This window comes from Martelella mangrovi (assembly GCF_040545495.1).
Lineage (GTDB): Bacteria > Pseudomonadota > Alphaproteobacteria > Rhizobiales > Rhizobiaceae > Martelella > Martelella mangrovi.
The window spans coordinates 350,010-365,899 of the sequence record NZ_JBEPLY010000001.1 but is presented as its reverse complement, the minus strand read 5'-3'; the positions used below and the strand labels follow the sequence as shown (position 1 = coordinate 365,899).

The window sequence follows — 15,890 nt, the reverse complement described above, 5'->3', positions numbered from 1 at the left end:
CAATGGGAAACGCCGGCAGGATCATCGTCGTCGTCGGCCCGAGCGGGGCAGGCAAGGACAGCCTGATCGGCTATGCGGCAAAGACCTTTGACAACCATCCCGATGTCCGGTTTGTCCAGCGCGTCATCACCCGGCCATGCGACGGGGCGACGGAAGACCACCGGACGATGACGCCACAGGCATTTGCCGCAGCACGGAAAGCCGGCGGTTTTGCCGTCCACTGGAGCGCTCACGGGCTGGAATACGGCATTCCCGACGAACACCGCGCCTTCGTGGCATCAGGCGGCATCGCGGTTGCCAATGGCTCACGCCCGGCCCTGCCGCTTTTCCGCGATGCGTTTGCGGCAATGACCGTCGTCAACGTCACAGCGCGCCCGGAAATCCGCGCCGTACGGCTTGAAGCGCGCGGACGGGAAACGCGCGAGGACATCCGCGAACGCCTCGCCCGTTCGACCATGAAGGTTCACGGCGATTTCGATGTGATCGACATCGACAATTCGGGCGCGCTGGAAGACGCCGGCATGCGGTTTGTCCGCGTCATCACGGAAAGCCTTGCCGGAAGAACGGGCGCCGGAAACTCAGTGCCCGGCAGCGCCTGAAAACAGGTTCATCACCAGCACCCCGCCGACAATCATGGCGATGCCGACCCAGGCGGCGATATCGAGGTTCTGGCGCAGCACCACCATGCTGACGGCGGCCGTGAGCACGATGCCGAGCCCGGCCCAGATGGCATAGGCCACGCCCAGCGGAATGGTCTTCAGCGCCTGCGACAGGCAGTAGAAGGCGACGAGATAGAACACCACCACGCCGATTGTAGGCAAAAGCCGCGTGAAACCGTTCGACTTCTGCAACAGGGTCGAGCCGATCACTTCGCAGACAATCGCAATCCCAAGAGTGCCGTAGGCGGCCAGCGCCGGGTTCATCGCACGTCCTTTTCTTCAAAAACGAAACCAGAGATTTCAGTGCGCCTCGTCCCAGTTATGGGCGGCGCGGGCATCGACCTTAAGCGGAACGGCCATGGAGACGGCCGGCATGGAAGCGTTTTCCATGACATCGACAATCAGCGTCTGCGCCTTGTCGACATCGCCGTCCTCGACCTCGAAAATCAGTTCGTCATGCACCTGCAGCAGCATTTTCGTGGTCTCGGCAAGGCCTGCGGCCTGTAGCTCCGGCTCGATCCGCACCATCGCGCGACGGATAATATCCGCGGCCGAACCCTGAATGGGCGCATTGATGGCGGCGCGCTCGTTGAAGCTTCTGACCTGATGGTTCGACGACTTGATTTCCGGATAATGGATCCGCCGTCCGAAAATCGTCTCGACATAGCCATTGTCGCGCGCGGCCGCCTTGGTGGCTTCCATATAGTCGCGGATACCGGGGAAACGCTCGAAATAGCGCTTGATATAGTCGCCCGCTTCCGAACGCTCGATGCCGAGCTGGTTGGCCAGCCCGAAGGCGGAAATGCCGTAGATAATGCCAAAATTGATCGCCTTGGCGCGGCGGCGCACCTCGCCCGGCATACCTTCCACCGGCACGCCGAACATCTCCGATGCCGTCATCGCGTGAATATCGATGCCATCGGCAAAGGCCTGTTTCAGCTGTGCAATATCGGCGACATGGGCCAGTACGCGGAGTTCGATCTGGCTGTAGTCGGCCGACAGCAGCTTGTGGCCGGGATTGGCGATGAAGGCCGTGCGGATTTTGCGGCCTTCCGCCGTGCGCACCGGAATGTTCTGCAGGTTCGGCTCCGAGGAGGCAAGCCGCCCCGTCGATGTCGCGGCCAGAGAATAGGAGGTGTGGACCCGCTTGGTATCGGGGTGGATATAGCCCGGCAGCGCATCGGTATAGGTCGATTTCAGCTTGGTCATCTGCCGCCATTCGACGATTTTCGACGGCAGCGGATGGCCTTCGGCGGCAAGATCGTCCAGCACCTGAACCGAGGTCGACCATTGGCCGCTCTTGGTCTTCTTGCCGCCGGGCAGCCCCATCTTGCCGAACAGGATTTCGCCAAGCTGTTTCGGCGAGCCGATATTGAATTTTTCATCGGCCAGTTGGTAGATTTCCTCTTCCAGCCCGGCAGCCTTCTGCGCCAGTTCGCCGGAAAGCCGCGACAGGATCTGCCGGTCAACGGAAATGCCGCGTTCCTCCATGCGCGACAGAACCGGAACCAGCGGCCGTTCCAGCCGCTCGTAGACTGTCGTGACATGTTCGGCGGGAAGGCGCGGCTTCAACACCAGCCATAGCCGCATCGTCACATCGGCATCTTCCGCCGCATAGGCCGTCGCTTTTGTGATATCGACATGGTCGAAGGTCACCATGTTGCGGCCCGAACCGGCGACCTCCTTGAAGGGGATGGGCTGGTGGCCGAGCCATTTTTCCGAAAGCGCATCCATGCCGTGCCCGCCCATGCCGGAATCGAGCGCATAGGACAGCAGCATCGTATCGTCGAAATTCTTCACCGTGATGCCGTGACGCAGCATGACGAGGTAGTCGTATTTGAGGTTCTGCGCGATTTTCAGAACCGATTCGTCTTCCAGCAGGCCCTTCAGCGCGGCAAGCGCGGTATCGAAATCGATCTGCCCCTCGGCAAGCCCTCCGCCCAGAAGGTCGTCCTGACCGGCCTTGTGGGTGAGCGGAATATAGGCGGCACGAATGGCCTGCCCGTCGTCCTTCTCATCTTCGTCGTAAAGCGCCAGCGAAAAGCCGACGAGTTCGGCCTGCATGGCATCGAGCGAGGTGGTTTCGGTATCGAAGGCGCAAAGCCCTCTGTCCCGCGCCTCTGCAATCCAGGCATTCAGTGCATCGATATCGCGAATGGTCTCGTAAGCCTCGCGGTTGATCGGAAGCGCGGCAAAACGGGCGGCGCGGGCCTTTGCCAGATCGGCGGGCGTATTGCCGCCGCCGGTATCCGCCGATGCCTCTTTCGCGGTGTCCTCGCCGCCGGTTTCCATATCCGGCCCGTGGGTGTCGGAACCCCATTCGGCATCGACCTTCGCCGGTTCGATTTCGGCAGCTTCCGCACCGGTCGCCTCGGCAACGCGCCGTGTCAGCGAATTGAATTCCATCGCCTTCAGGAAGGCGACGAGCTTCGGCCCGTCCTGATCCTCAAGCTTCAGCGCATCGAGCGGCGTTTCGACCGGGCAATCCTGCTTCAGCGTCACCAGTTGACGCGAAATCTTCACCAGGTCGCGGTTGGCGATGATGTTTTCGCGGCGCTTGTTCTGCTTGATGGTCTCGGCCTGTTCGAGAAGCGTATCGAGATCGCCGAACTGTTCGAGAAGCGTGGCCGCCGTTTTCGGGCCGATGCCGGGAACGCCGGGAACGTTGTCGATCGAATCACCGGTGAGCGCCTGCAGGTCGATCATCTTTTCCGGCGGAACGCCCCATTTGGCGACGACCTCATCGACGCCGATCTGCCGGTCCTTCATGCCGTCATACATATGCACATTCGGCCCGACGAGCTGCATCAGGTCCTTGTCGGACGAGATAATGGTGGCATCGCCCCCGGCCGCGACCGCCATTTTCGCGTAGGTCGCGATGATGTCATCGGCCTCGAACCCTTCCATCTCGATGCAGGGCAGGTTGAAGGCGCGCGTCGCCTCGCGGATGAGCGCGAATTGCGGCACCAGCTCTTCCGGCGGCGGCGGGCGCTGGGCCTTGTATTCCGGATAGATTTCCTTGCGGAAGGTCTTCGACGAATAGTCGAAAATCACCGCCAGATGCGTCGGCGTCACCCCGACGGAGGTATCGCGCGCCTGGGTCAGAAGCTTCCACAGCATGTTGCAGAAACCCGATACCGCGCCCACCGGCAGGCCATCGGATTTGCGCGTCAGCGGCGGCAACGCATGAAAGGCGCGGAAGATGAACCCCGAACCGTCGATCAGGAAGAGATGGTCGTCTTTTTTCATGGCGAATCCATAGCCCGCGCGCGGAAAAAGGTCCATCGCAAAGCAGGATTTCAACCATTGCACGAATCGTGCCTATAGAAGTTTCAACGAAAAGGATTTTGAATTTAATCAAATTACCGATTTGTAACAAATCGCTCTATCGTTTCCCTTGAATCGACACATTTCGAAGTACAAATACATCTCAACGGCGCACGTTGGCGCCGGTGCCTGATGGAGGCTCGTCCCCCGCCTCGTCAGACATATAGGACAAAGGCTCCATCCCCCCTCTCCGGCCTTTGTCTTAAAAAGTAGCCGCCATGGCCAGCCCCCCTCCAGGCCATGGCGGCTTTTTATTGCCCGCGATCCATCCGTCCGGCCCGATATCCTGCAATCATGTATTTCCAAAACACCGGGACTCACTCTATGGTCCGACCACATATTTCGTGCCAGACCGAGGTTTTCCCATGACTGAACTTGAAACGCTGCTAAAGCGCGCTGACGACAACCTGCCCTCCAGCCTCGACAAGCTGTTCGCACTCCTGCGCATTCCGTCGATTTCGACCGATCCGGCCTACAAGGAAAAATGCGCCGAGGCCGCCGACTGGCTCGTGGGCGAACTGAAAACCCTTGGCTTCAGCGCAAAGGCATATCCGACCAAGGGCCACCCGATGGTGGTCGCAAACAGCGAGAACGCCCCAGAAGGCGCGCCGCATGTGCTGTTTTACGGTCACTACGACGTACAGCCGGTGGACCCGCTCGAACTGTGGGAAGACGATCCCTTTGCCCCGAAGGTGAAGGAGGTCGAGCCCGGCCACAAGATCATCACCGGCCGCGGCACCAGCGATGACAAGGGCCAGCTGATGACCTTCCTGCAGGCCTGCCGCGCCTATCGCGAGGAAAATGCCGAACTGCCGGTCAAGATCACCATCATGTTCGAGGGCGAGGAAGAATCAGGTTCGCCCTCGCTGCCGGCCTTCCTCGAAGAACACGGCGACCTGATCAAGGCCGATTTCGCACTCGTCTGCGACACCGGCATGTGGGACCGCGAAACACCGGCAATCGCCGCAACGCTGCGCGGCCTCGTCGGCGATGAAGTGGTGATCACTGCGGCCGACCGCGATCTTCACTCCGGTTTCTTCGGTGGCGCTGCCGCCAACCCGATCCATATCCTCACCGATATCCTTGCCGGCCTTCACGATGAAACCGGCCGGGTGACGCTGCCGGGCTTTTACGACGGTGTCGAAGAAACACCCGAAGACGTGAAAAAAGGCTGGGAACAGCTCGGCGAGACCGACCAGCGTTTCCTTGGCGCCATTGGCCTTTCAGAACCGGCCGGCGAAAAGGACCGCTCGGTGCTGGAACTCACCTGGACGCGCCCGACGGCCGAAGTCAACGGCATTACCGGCGGTTATACCGGCGAGGGTTTCAAGACGGTGATTGCCGCGCAGGCCTCCGCAAAAGTCTCCTTCCGTCTCGTCGGCACGCAGGACCCGGCGAAAATCCGCGATAGCTTCCACAGCTATGTCCGCTCGAAAATCCCGTCCGATTGCAAGGTCGAATTCCATCCGCATGGCGGTTCGCCGGCCATTCATCTGGATTACAATGCCCTGTTCCTGAAAAAGGCGCAGGCCGCCCTTTCCGACGAATGGCCGAAGCCGGCCGTTGTCATCGGCATGGGTGGTTCCATTCCGATCGTCGGCGATTTCCAGAAAAAGCTCGGCATGGATTCGCTGCTCGTCGGCTTCGGGCTCAATGACGACCGCATCCATTCGCCGAACGAGAAATACGAGCTGACCTCCTATCACAAGGGCATCCGCTCCTGGATCCGCATCCTCGACGCACTGGCGAAATAGGTCCGGTCTCACGTGATCGAGACACTGTCACCGGTAATCTGCCGGTGCAGGTCCGGTCACCGGCCGAATGCTGCACCCGCCCTGTTCATCCCCCGTTAACCCTGAAGCCGGTTATCTCCGGCTTCGGGGCGGCGGACACGTTCGCGTCTTAATACCACCTTAAAGACGCCCCGCTAGATTTGATGACGATAACGGAAGGTGCCGGCCGCATCGCCATGGCGAAGAAAAAGAACAACCGCAAAAGAACAGAACCCACCCTCTTCGGCATGGGCGGCGGGGGAAGCCCCGCGCCTGCCCGAAAGAAAAAGGGCAAGAAGAAAAAAAGGGCACAGGCCCGTTCGTCCAATCCGCTGTTCAGGCTTCTGCGCTTCATCTTCTACTGGGGCATGGTGGCCGCCGTCTGGGGCACGATCGCCGTTGTCGGCATCATCATCTACTATGGCGCCAAACTGCCGCCGGTCGATGAATGGGCGGTTCCCGATCGTGCGCCGAACGTCAAGATCGTCGCCACCGACGGCTCGCTGATCGCCAATCGCGGTGCCACCGGCGGCGAAGCGCTGTCGATCGACGAAATGTCGCCCTATATCCCGATGGCTGTGGTCGCCATCGAGGACCGGCGTTTCTATTCCCATTTCGGCGTCGATCCCATCGGCATCACCCGCGCGATGATCACCAATGTTGCCCATGGCGGCATGGTGCAGGGCGGCTCGACGCTGACCCAGCAACTGGCCAAGAATGTGCTGCTCTCCCACGCCCGCACGCTGGAACGCAAGGTGCAGGAAGCGCTGATGGCGCTGTGGCTGGAGCACAAATATACCAAGGACCAGATCCTGGCGATGTATCTGAACCGGGTCTATTTCGGCTCCGGCGCTTACGGCGTGGAAGCAGCCTCCCAACGTTATTTCAACAAGTCCGCGCGCGACGTGACGCTGGGCGAAGCCGCCCTTCTGGCCGGCCTTCTGAAAGCCCCTTCACGGCTCTCGCCTGCCCGCGACCCTGAAGCGGCCGAAGCCCGCGCGCAGGTGGTGCTCGGCGCGATGCATGACCAGAACATGATCGATGACAGCGACATGGCGACCGCCATGGCGCGTGAACCGACGCGCGCACCAAGCTACTGGTCGGGCGCGGAAAATTATGTGGCCGACATGGTGATGCAGCGCCTCAAACCGATTGTCGGCGAGGTTGACACCGATATCGTCGTCCACACCACCATCGACCCCGGTCTTGAGCGCAACGCCGAGCAAAGCCTGCAGGCCGCGCTTGATGCCAACGGCCGGAAGGACCGCGTGGAACAGGGCGCGCTGGTTGCCGTTGACGCGACCGGCGCCGTCAGGGCGCTTGTCGGCGGGCGCGACTATTCCAAGAGCCAGTTCAACCGCGCCGTGACCGCCAAACGTCAGCCCGGTTCGGCCTTCAAGCCGTTCGTCTACGCCACGGCGCTTGAAATCGGCGACCGGCCGGGCTCGGTCCGCAATGACGCGCCGATCACCATCGACAACTGGACCCCGGAAAACTACGAAAAGACCTATTCCGGCCCGATGACGCTGACGACGGCGCTGGCCCATTCGGTCAACACCATCGCCGCCCAGCTTGTGATGGAGGCAAGCCCCGGACAGGTGGTCAGCCTTGCCCACCGGCTCGGCATCACCTCCGACATCACCGCCAATGCCTCGCTTGCGCTTGGAACATCCGAAGTCTCGCTCATCGAACTGACGGGCGCCTATACCGCCTTCATGAATGGCGGCTTCAAGGCAACGCCCTATGTGATCGAGCGGGTTGAAACCACCGGCGGACAACGGCTTTATCAGGTCGACCACGCCAACCCGCCGCGCGTGCTTTCCCCGCAGATTGCCGCCAACATGAACGGCATGCTGATGCGGGTGGTGACCGAGGGCACCGGCGGCGCTGCGCAAATCCCGGGCTGGCAGGTCGCCGGCAAGACCGGCACCACGCAATCGTCCCGCGACGCGCTGTTCGTTGGTTTCACCGCCAATCTGACCACCGGTGTGTGGGTCGGCAATGACGACAATTCACCGATGAAGAATGTGACCGGCGGCAAGCTTCCGGCCAATATCTGGCACGATTTCATGGCAAAAGCCCATCACGGCCTCAAACCGCAACCGCTTTACGGCGGTGGCCGGCTGATCGACCCGCGGCCGAAATCCGCACCGGCCGCGCCGGATAACGGCGAGCCGAAAACGCTCGTCGAGCTGCTCGGGCGTCTCGGCAAGGGCGACAACAACACCGCCACGCCGCCCGCCAATGTCGGCGATGCCCAGCCCCAGCCCGCTGAACGCAAACGCGGCGGCATCCTGCAGTTTCTGGGTGGCGGCTGAAGCGGAACCACCCGGAAATCAGGATGCCCGAAGGTGCTTTTCGAAGCGCCGATCGGACGCCCTCAACCAACGCCGCACCCGCTGGCCGTGACAAACTCTCACGCCCTGGCGAACGCAAAATATCCGTGCAAACAGACGCGACCGGCGATAGTCGTAACCGTGTATGACGCGAATTCCCCGATATGGGTCTCGGTGGCATTACCGCCGCACACACTGAAGCCCGGCCAGACTTAAACGAATGGCGCGGCGGCAGCGACAGCTTCCAGAGAAATGCTGGTTTCACCCAGTGCTTCCGCCTCAACCGTGGCCGTGATCTTTCCCGTACCGGTGACATTCAGCCAGAATCCGGCGGCGCCGCCATTGAGAGAGAAAAGCGAAGGTCCCGCTAGTCTTGCCGGCCCCTCGACGCGAACGGTGACCGGTTCGAACAGAAACGGAAGCTTGTTGCCGACCTGATCGAGCACCCGGATCATCACCCGCACACAGTCTCCGTTTGCAACGCTGGTGCTATCGGGCGTGACGGAAAGCGCTTGAGGAAGCGGGTCCGACACGTAGCGCACCGTCTTCAGGGCCTTGCCATCGACATAACCGGTGAAGGAAACGTTCTGCCAGCCCATGCCCCAGTGCCCGAACTCCGCGCCGGGGTAATCTTCCCGCCGTATGATCACGGGGGCGTGCGGAAGATGGGGATAGGTATTGCGATCCGGCCGGAAACGGCGTGGCGCAAAGCCTTCAAAATCCAGCTCGACTTCATCGCAATTGGTCAGGATGATCAGCGGCAGAACACCGCCGTGATTGCGTTCGCCGCGGGTCCAGTAGGTCACCGGTTTCAGGACAACGTCATCTTCCGGATCGCACTGGCTGGCATAGACATAGGCCGCAAATTTCGGCTCCCGATACATATCCATCACGCCGTGATGACAAATCCGGTCACCGGAACCGAAATCCTTGTGCGTATTATAGTCAAACGCGCACCACCCGATCGCGCCGGCTATTTCGGGATCGCCATAGGCGGCATCCAGAACATCCAGATGCCGGGTCACATGCTCTGCCTGTCTCTGTTCCTGATCATAGACCTTTGTCGGAAACATATGACCGTTATATTCTGTCACGAGATAGGGCACCGGATGCGCAAGACCGATCACCTCCCGGCGCGGACGCAATGCCGTGCGGGGCCGCTGGCCGTCGATTTCCTCCATATTGAGGATGAAATCGTTCATGGCATAAACATCTTCCAGTAATTCGCTGTCCGTGATGCAGCGTACCCCGGTCGTCGGCCGCGTCTGATCCAGTGCGTGGGCAACCCGGTTGGTCTCGGCATAGAAATCATGCACATCACGGGATTCATTGATCCTGACACCCCAGATCACGATAGACGGATGGTTCCAGTCACGCCGGATCATGCTGCGCACATTGGCAATCGATGCAGCCTGCCATGCTTCGTCGCCCACATGCTGCCAGCCCGGAATTTCCTCGAAGACAAGCAGGCCGATTTCATCGCAGCGGTCCAGAAACCATTTCGACTGCGGATAGTGAGAGGTTCGCACGATATTGAGTTTCAATTCGTGCCTGAGGATGTCCGCATCCCGGATCTGGGCCGCACGGCCGAGTGCATAGCCGATATGGGGGAATGACTGATGCCGGTTGAGACCGCGCAACTTGAGATGACGGCCATTCAGGAAAAACCCTTCCGGCGTGAATTCAACGGACCTGAAACCGAAACGCACGCGCATTTCATCTTCACCGCTGTCGGTGACCAGCTTCAGCGCAATTGTATAGAGGACGGGATTTTCGACATCCCAGAGGGCGATGCCGGAAAGTCCATCGAGAGAAAGTTCCACCCTGTCGCCCACAACAGGCTGAGACGTCGTTGCGACAACATCACCGGATGCGGTCAGCAGTTGCGCTTTGATGTGCCCACCGGCAAGGGAGAGATTGTCGGGATTGGCTATCTCGAAGGCAAGGCAGGCGCGCTTGCGGTCTTCCAGAACATCGGGCGTTTCCACCTTGCAGCCGGCAATCGCAATCCGGGGTTTCACCTGCAGCCAGACGTCCCGGTAGATGCCGGCATAGGTCAGATAGTCGACGCGCGCGCCAAATGGCGGAATAGCCGGATTTTCCGTCCCATCGACCTTCACCGTAAGAAGATTTTCACCCTCGCGCAGCAAGCCGGACAGCAAAACCTCAAACGGCGTGTAGCCATCGGCATGGGCTGCAACCTCCACACCGTTCAGATAGACAACACTGTCGGCCATCGCGCCGTCGAAGATCAGGGAAACCGTCTGCCCTTCCCAGTCCGGCTCCGCGATGAAGCGCTTCTGATAGGTAAAGGCTTTCCAGTAGGATTTTTCGTCAAGATAGGAGAACGGCAGATCGACGGCATTGTGGGGCAGGGTCACGGCCTGCCCATCCTGAGACCGTCCCGCAGAAGCCGGATCGAAACCGGGATGGAATATCCAGTTCTGGTTGAAAGAAACGGTTTTACGCATCAAAATGCCTCACGGGGAATACAAAGCATGACGTCGCAAGGACGCCGGGTGGCCGGGCCGGGACTGTTCAGGACGGTTTGATGAAATCCTCACGCATCGGCACGAACGTGTCGAGCAACCTGCCGGCCTTCAGGCACCGGCAGCCATGCGGTACATCGGGGGCCTTGTAGAGCAGGTCGCCCGCTTTCACGACCCGGGTCTCATCGCCAATCGTGAATTCGAACGCACCCGACAGCACATAGGTGAACTGCTCATGATAGTGGTGGTGAAGCGGGCCGATGGCGCCTTCTTCAAACGAAACCTCAACCGACATGCCGTTCTCGCTGTAGGCGAGGATCTTGCGGCTCACGCCGTCGCCCAGATCCTCGACGTCAACCGCATCGCTGTAAACAAACATCTCTTTCTCCGGACAGCCTTTTGAGCCGTTGATCATTGAACCTTGATTTTCAGACCAAAACTGGCTCTGGCGAGATCATCGGCTTCGAAAAGAATTCGGAAGACACGTGAACCCCAGACTTCCAGATGGCGCGGGTCGGTAATTTCAACCGGTTCCACACCCTTGATGCGCAGATTGTCCGGCGTGACGACGAGCGTCCGCTTTTCGCCTGCAATGAGACATGAACCATCCTCCTGAACGGCAATTTCCCGGTCGGAGACATGCAGAGGCAGTTCAAACGCTCTCAGGTCCTCACGCAGCGATATGTCGTCGTTGATCTGGATTTCAGCAGTCTCGTGGCTGAATATGATCTCGCGCTGGATACGCACGGCACCGGGCGTCTTGAAATAGGCCGGGCTGGCATCAAGGCTGAGAATACTCGACGTGCCGTCGCGCTCATAGATGACATCGCGCGCCGCGGCCCCCTCGCCTGCATATTGCAGCTGTCCGTTGATTGAGGGAACATTGTGCCCTTTCGAGCTGATGTGCCACATATCATAGCGCGTTTCGGTGAAGGTGGAGCGCGAATAGGCGCCCTGTCCGAGATCGATGATCATCGGCTCGCCGTCAAGATAGACGCTGAAATGCCCGACATCATTATGCGAATGATGGTTGACCTCCGGATCATTGCTCCCGGCAATCGCACCGAGCATCAGGCCTGTGCCGGGCCTTTCATCGGAGCGGGCAATCATCATCTGCATATCGGCCAGCCAGACGCTTTTTTCGCAGGTCCGCGGCGCCGCATTGCGGTTTTCCGGGGTCCAGAACAAAAGCCGCGTCAGGTGGACGAGAAACTGGCGGGCGTAATCGTTCCGGCCGCGGGCCCTGCCCGGATTGGCGCGTTTGCGCGCAGCCAACCGGTCGATATCGTCGCTGACAAGGCTTGCAAGCTGCTCGGAGCCGATCAGCCCGGCATAGCGGCTCAGAAGTCCCTGATCGAGGTCCAGTTTCAGGCTGCCGTCGGCAAAGTTGACGAACAGATCTCCGCCGATATTGAGCGGCAGGATATGCTCGCCGAAATGACGGAATTTCTCGTTTTCCCGCACCTTCAGGTCAATGCCGAAACGGTCTTCGACAAGGCTTACAAAACCGGCAAGACGCCCCGCGCTGACAACCCAGTAGCCCGGCCCTTCGATACAGGCGCCCGATGGTTCGATCGTGTCAAAGAAGCGCTGCATCGGCACCATGAGCTTCAGCGCGAGGCTGACAAGGCGCCGCTCGTCCTCAACCGTGTAGCAGGCGGCGAGCAACAGGTTATGCGCGCACCACGCCGTCCAGTTGTTGCGCCCGAGATACCAGCCATAAAGCTTTGGTCCTTCCAGTAGCTGCAGCGTGCGACGGTCGATTTCACCGTGGATGCGATGATAGAGAGAAGGCACGGTTTCCAGCAATGAATGCTTCAACAGGTAGCAGGTTTCGGCCAGCGTCGCGGCTGTCTCGCAGGCAAACAGATCAAGGTAATCATCGCCCGGCACCGGCAACGGATCGTCTTCTTTCCAGGGATTGGCCTGCTTGAACATCACCATATCGTGCTGGCCGGCGAAATTATGCGCCGGCACACACCAGCTGATCTCGCCGAGGATTTCCCAGAGATAGTCGATAATCTTCGGAAGATAGGTTCCCTTTGCCGTCAGGCACTCCGCGATAACCAGGTGAGAGAGTTCATACCGGCGGCGAAAGTAGTTTTCCTCATAGAAAACCCGGTCGCCATTGGTCATGAAATTCATATACATGGTGCCGGTCAGGGGATCGACCTGCTCGTCCAGCAGCGTATCGGCAACCGCGATGATCGCCTCGACCGGGATTTCGAGGTCCGGATCCTCGGCCACGGCTTTCCAGCGGTCACGCTCCTCGATACCGGGGAAGGGTTTCCAGTCTTTGTTTTTTTGCAGCCCTTCGAGGAGCCGTTCGATTTTCATCGCGTCTTTGAACATTTCAATTTTCCCGTTCGGGCATGCGCATGCGACCGTGAAGCCACCGGCGCGTCATTTCAGAATTTGCTGAAGCTTCAGCTGTCTTCTCTGCGCCGGATTCGCTTTCCGCTTTCGGCATCGAAGACACGCACCTTGGAAAGATCAGGAATAATCGTTACAGCCTGGCCTGTTTCCAGCGGGCGCTGTTCCTTGAAGGCCGTGGTGATGCGATAGCCTTCCGCATCCGACATGATGACCATGTCTGAACCGGTGTTTTCGATGGAGTGGATCGTGGCGGAGATGCCATTGTCCTGATGCCCCTCGACGATACTGACGTGCTCGGGGCGGATGCCGTAGCGGATCGCCTGCCCCTCGCGGCAGTCATGGCCGACCCCCAGCGAAAGCAGGGTTCCGTCCGCCAGCCGTGCGGCAGCCTCGCCGTGCCTGCCTTCCACATGCGCATCGATCAGATTGATCGACGGGGTGCCCAGGAAGCTGGCCACGAAGGTGTTCACCGGATCATCATAAAGCGTCAGCGGCGGTCCGGCCTGCTCGACCCGGCCCTCCCGAAGGACGACGATCTTCTGTCCAAGCGTCATGGCCTCGACCTGATCGTGGGTGACGTAGACCGATGTCGTACCGAGACGGCGATGCAGGTCGGCGATTTCACCGCGCACCTGCACACGCAGTTTTGCATCGAGGTTTGACAGCGGCTCATCGAACAGGAAGACCGACGGATCGCGGACGATGGCGCGGCCCATGGACACGCGCTGACGCTGGCCGCCGGAAAGCGCTTTCGGCAGGCGCTGAAGCAGCGGTTCAAGCTCAAGCATCTGGGCGGTCTGGCGAACCTTTTCGGCGATCTGCGCTTTCGGCATGCCCGCAAGTTTCAGAGCAAAACCCATATTCTCGGCAACGGTCATCTGCGGATAAAGCGCATAGGTCTGGAACACCATGGCGATATCCCGCTGCTTGGGCGGCAGATCGGTCACGTCCTTGTCGTCGATCCGGACCGTGCCGCTTGTGACGTCCTCAAGCCCGGCAATAATCCGCAGCAAGGTCGATTTCCCCGATCCTGACGGACCGATCAGAACACAGAACTCACCCTCTTCGATATCAAGTGACACATCATGGATCACGTCGACTGCGCCGAAGGACTTGTTGACATTATGAAGGCTTACTGAACCCATTTTTCTCACCTGAACCTTTCACCTAGCCCTTGACCGCGCCGGACATGAGCCCGCGGTTGAACTGTTTCTGAAGCAGGAGGTAAACAACGATGCAGGGCACCGTGGCGATAACCGTGACGGCGATAAAGATGTTCTGCTGCATGATCTCGTCAACGCGCAGCGAACGCAGAACGACGGGCATGGTATAAAGATTGCGGTCGTCAACGGCGATCAGCGGCAGCAGATACTGATCCCAGATCATCAGGAACCCGAAGATGGTTGCCGTTCCCAGCGCCGGCTTGACCAGCGGCAGCACAACGCGCCAGAAAATCTGAAGCTCATTGGCCCCGTCGACACGTGCGGCATCCTCGAGATCGCGCGGGATCGCCTTCATGAACTCCGTCAGAAGGAAGACCGAGAATGCCCAGCCGACAACCGGCAGGATCATCGCCGCATAGGTATTGTAGATGGACGTATGCAGGATCGGCAGTTTGGCGTGCAGGATCAGGTAGAGCGGGATCGCAATCACCTCATCCGGCAGCATCATCGTCGAAAGGATCGCCAGGCTGACAATGGCTGCACCACGAAACTTCTTGCGTGCCAGGGCATAGGCGGCCAGCGCACTGACGATGGTCTGCAGCGCAGTCGCGATCACGACCACGAACAGGGAGTTGAACAGGTAGATCCAGACCCTCACCTCCGTCCAGGCATAGATGAAGTGATCAAGCGTCGGCTGGCTAGGCCACAGGACCAGCTGCCCCGGCTGAACGGTGTTCTTCGTAAACGCCGTGGCCACGATCCCCCAGAAAGGTCCGCAGAACACGATGAGCAGCAAGGCATAGACCAGACCACGGGCGATACGTTGCGGGATTGTCATTTTCATTGGTGAACCCTCACGTCCGGTCGATACGGTTCTTCACGGTGACATGCACGATCGTCAGGCACACGGTGAAGGCGAACAGCAGGAAGGAAACGGCGGATGCGTAGCCATAGTCGAAGCGTTCAAAACCGGTTTTGAAGATATTGGTCATGATCACTTCGGTCGCGCCTGCGGGGCCGCCACCGGTTGTCGTGTAAATCTCGGTGAAGACACGGAAACCACGGATGAGAGACAGCATGATCACAACGGAAAAGGCGGGCACGAGGCCGGGGATCGTGACGTGCCAGAGCTTGCGCAAGGGGCTTGCGCCATCAACATCGGCAGCATCATAAAGCTCGCGGTTGATGCCTGCGAGACCGGCGATGAAGATCACCATATTGTAAGGCACGTTCTTCCATATCTGCAGCAATATGACGACGAACAGCGCCTGATCCGGATTTGACATGAACCCCTGCGGCGCCACACCGAAAACGCCGAGCATCTGGTTCACAACACCCGTTGTGCCCGGATAGAACAGGATACGCCAGATTTCGGCGAGAACAGCAATCGATGTCACCGCCGGGAAGAAGATCGCGGTACGGATCAGCCGGATATGCCGGGCTTGACCTTCCAGCGCCATCGCAACGGCAAAGGCGAGCACACCGCCGGCAATGGTCGTGACAACGACATAGACAAGCGTGTTCAGCGTTGCCGCATGCAGCGCACTATCGGAAAAAGCGCGTTCGAAATTGGCCAGTCCGACCCACTGATCGGCGCCGATAAACTTCACCTTGTAAAAGCTCATGATCAGCCCCCTGACAATGGGGACGAACTTGAACCAGGTAAAGACGATCAGGGCCGGGGCCAGAAACAGCCAGGGCACGATCCATCTGAGGTTTTTGGAATGAAGCCGCATATGCTCCTCCGCTTGACGCCGGAAAAACCGGC

Annotated in this window: 11 protein-coding genes; 3 read left to right on the top strand and 8 right to left on the bottom strand. The window is 59.6% G+C overall.

Annotated features, from left to right (window positions below):
* The first annotated feature begins 2 nt into the window (after positions 1-2).
* Positions 3-599 (top strand): phosphonate metabolism protein/1,5-bisphosphokinase (PRPP-forming) PhnN, encoded by a 597-nt coding sequence (phnN, locus tag ABID12_RS01730; protein ID WP_354432849.1) that lies wholly within the window; start codon positions 3-5, stop codon positions 597-599.
* Here the strand turns inward: phnN and ABID12_RS01725 are convergent.
* A complete protein-coding gene (locus tag ABID12_RS01725; RefSeq protein WP_106307242.1) occupies positions 579-923 on the bottom strand; it encodes a DMT family transporter in 345 nt (114 codons plus the stop codon). The two genes, phnN and ABID12_RS01725, sit on opposite strands and share 21 nt — an antisense overlap.
* 36 nt (positions 924-959) lie before the next feature.
* Positions 960-3,908 (bottom strand): DNA polymerase I, encoded by a 2,949-nt coding sequence (gene polA / locus ABID12_RS01720; protein WP_354432848.1) that lies wholly within the window; start codon positions 3,906-3,908, stop codon positions 960-962.
* A 443-nt stretch (positions 3,909-4,351) separates the two neighbouring features.
* Here polA and ABID12_RS01715 point away from each other — a divergent pair, with 443 nt between their 5' ends.
* On the top strand, positions 4,352-5,740 hold the full coding sequence (locus ABID12_RS01715; protein ID WP_354432847.1) for a M20/M25/M40 family metallo-hydrolase: 1,389 nt from the start codon (positions 4,352-4,354) through the stop codon (positions 5,738-5,740).
* A 215-nt stretch (positions 5,741-5,955) separates the two neighbouring features.
* A complete protein-coding gene (locus ABID12_RS01710) occupies positions 5,956-8,076 on the top strand; it encodes a transglycosylase domain-containing protein (protein ID WP_354432954.1) in 2,121 nt (706 codons plus the stop codon).
* Between the two features lie 230 nt (positions 8,077-8,306).
* Here ABID12_RS01710 and ABID12_RS01705 read toward each other — a convergent pair whose 3' ends face one another.
* The 6 genes from ABID12_RS01705 to ABID12_RS01680 form a co-directional block, all read right to left on the bottom strand.
* The gene (locus tag ABID12_RS01705) at positions 8,307-10,565 is read right to left on the bottom strand and encodes a glycoside hydrolase family 2 protein (RefSeq protein ID WP_354432846.1); all 2,259 of its coding nucleotides are present in this window, start codon (positions 10,563-10,565) and stop codon (positions 8,307-8,309) included.
* A 67-nt stretch (positions 10,566-10,632) separates the two neighbouring features.
* Positions 10,633-10,962, bottom strand: coding sequence for a cupin domain-containing protein (locus ABID12_RS01700; protein ID WP_354432845.1), 330 nt, complete (start codon positions 10,960-10,962; stop codon positions 10,633-10,635).
* A gap of 32 nt (positions 10,963-10,994) precedes the next feature.
* A complete protein-coding gene (locus ABID12_RS01695; RefSeq protein ID WP_354432844.1) occupies positions 10,995-12,935 on the bottom strand; it encodes a heparinase II/III domain-containing protein in 1,941 nt (646 codons plus the stop codon).
* A gap of 74 nt (positions 12,936-13,009) precedes the next feature.
* Entirely contained in the window at positions 13,010-14,104 is a 1,095-nt protein-coding gene (locus tag ABID12_RS01690; protein WP_354432843.1) for an ABC transporter ATP-binding protein, read from the bottom strand.
* 22 nt (positions 14,105-14,126) lie between these two features.
* A complete protein-coding gene (locus ABID12_RS01685; RefSeq protein ID WP_319518179.1) occupies positions 14,127-14,966 on the bottom strand; it encodes a carbohydrate ABC transporter permease in 840 nt (279 codons plus the stop codon).
* A gap of 10 nt (positions 14,967-14,976) precedes the next feature.
* The gene (locus ABID12_RS01680) at positions 14,977-15,858 is read right to left on the bottom strand and encodes a carbohydrate ABC transporter permease (protein WP_106307218.1); all 882 of its coding nucleotides are present in this window, start codon (positions 15,856-15,858) and stop codon (positions 14,977-14,979) included.
* Positions 15,859-15,890: the final 32 nt, after the last annotated feature.

Bases quoted from the DNA above. Each gene is read 5' to 3' on its own strand.
- phnN (WP_354432849.1), top strand. From the start codon at position 3: ATGGGAAACGCCGGCAGGATCATCGTCGTCGTCGGCCCGAGCGGGGCA.
- ABID12_RS01725 (WP_106307242.1), bottom strand. From the start codon at position 923: ATGAACCCGGCGCTGGCCGCCTACGGCACTCTTGGGATTGCGATTGTC.
- polA (WP_354432848.1), bottom strand. From the start codon at position 3,908: ATGAAAAAAGACGACCATCTCTTCCTGATCGACGGTTCGGGGTTCATC.
- ABID12_RS01715 (WP_354432847.1), top strand. From the start codon at position 4,352: ATGACTGAACTTGAAACGCTGCTAAAGCGCGCTGACGACAACCTGCCC.
- ABID12_RS01710 (WP_354432954.1), top strand. From the start codon at position 5,956: ATGGCGAAGAAAAAGAACAACCGCAAAAGAACAGAACCCACCCTCTTC.
- ABID12_RS01705 (WP_354432846.1), bottom strand. From the start codon at position 10,565: ATGCGTAAAACCGTTTCTTTCAACCAGAACTGGATATTCCATCCCGGT.
- ABID12_RS01700 (WP_354432845.1), bottom strand. From the start codon at position 10,962: ATGTTTGTTTACAGCGATGCGGTTGACGTCGAGGATCTGGGCGACGGC.
- ABID12_RS01695 (WP_354432844.1), bottom strand. From the start codon at position 12,935: ATGTTCAAAGACGCGATGAAAATCGAACGGCTCCTCGAAGGGCTGCAA.
- ABID12_RS01690 (WP_354432843.1), bottom strand. From the start codon at position 14,104: ATGGGTTCAGTAAGCCTTCATAATGTCAACAAGTCCTTCGGCGCAGTC.
- ABID12_RS01685 (WP_319518179.1), bottom strand. From the start codon at position 14,966: ATGAAAATGACAATCCCGCAACGTATCGCCCGTGGTCTGGTCTATGCC.
- ABID12_RS01680 (WP_106307218.1), bottom strand. From the start codon at position 15,858: ATGCGGCTTCATTCCAAAAACCTCAGATGGATCGTGCCCTGGCTGTTT.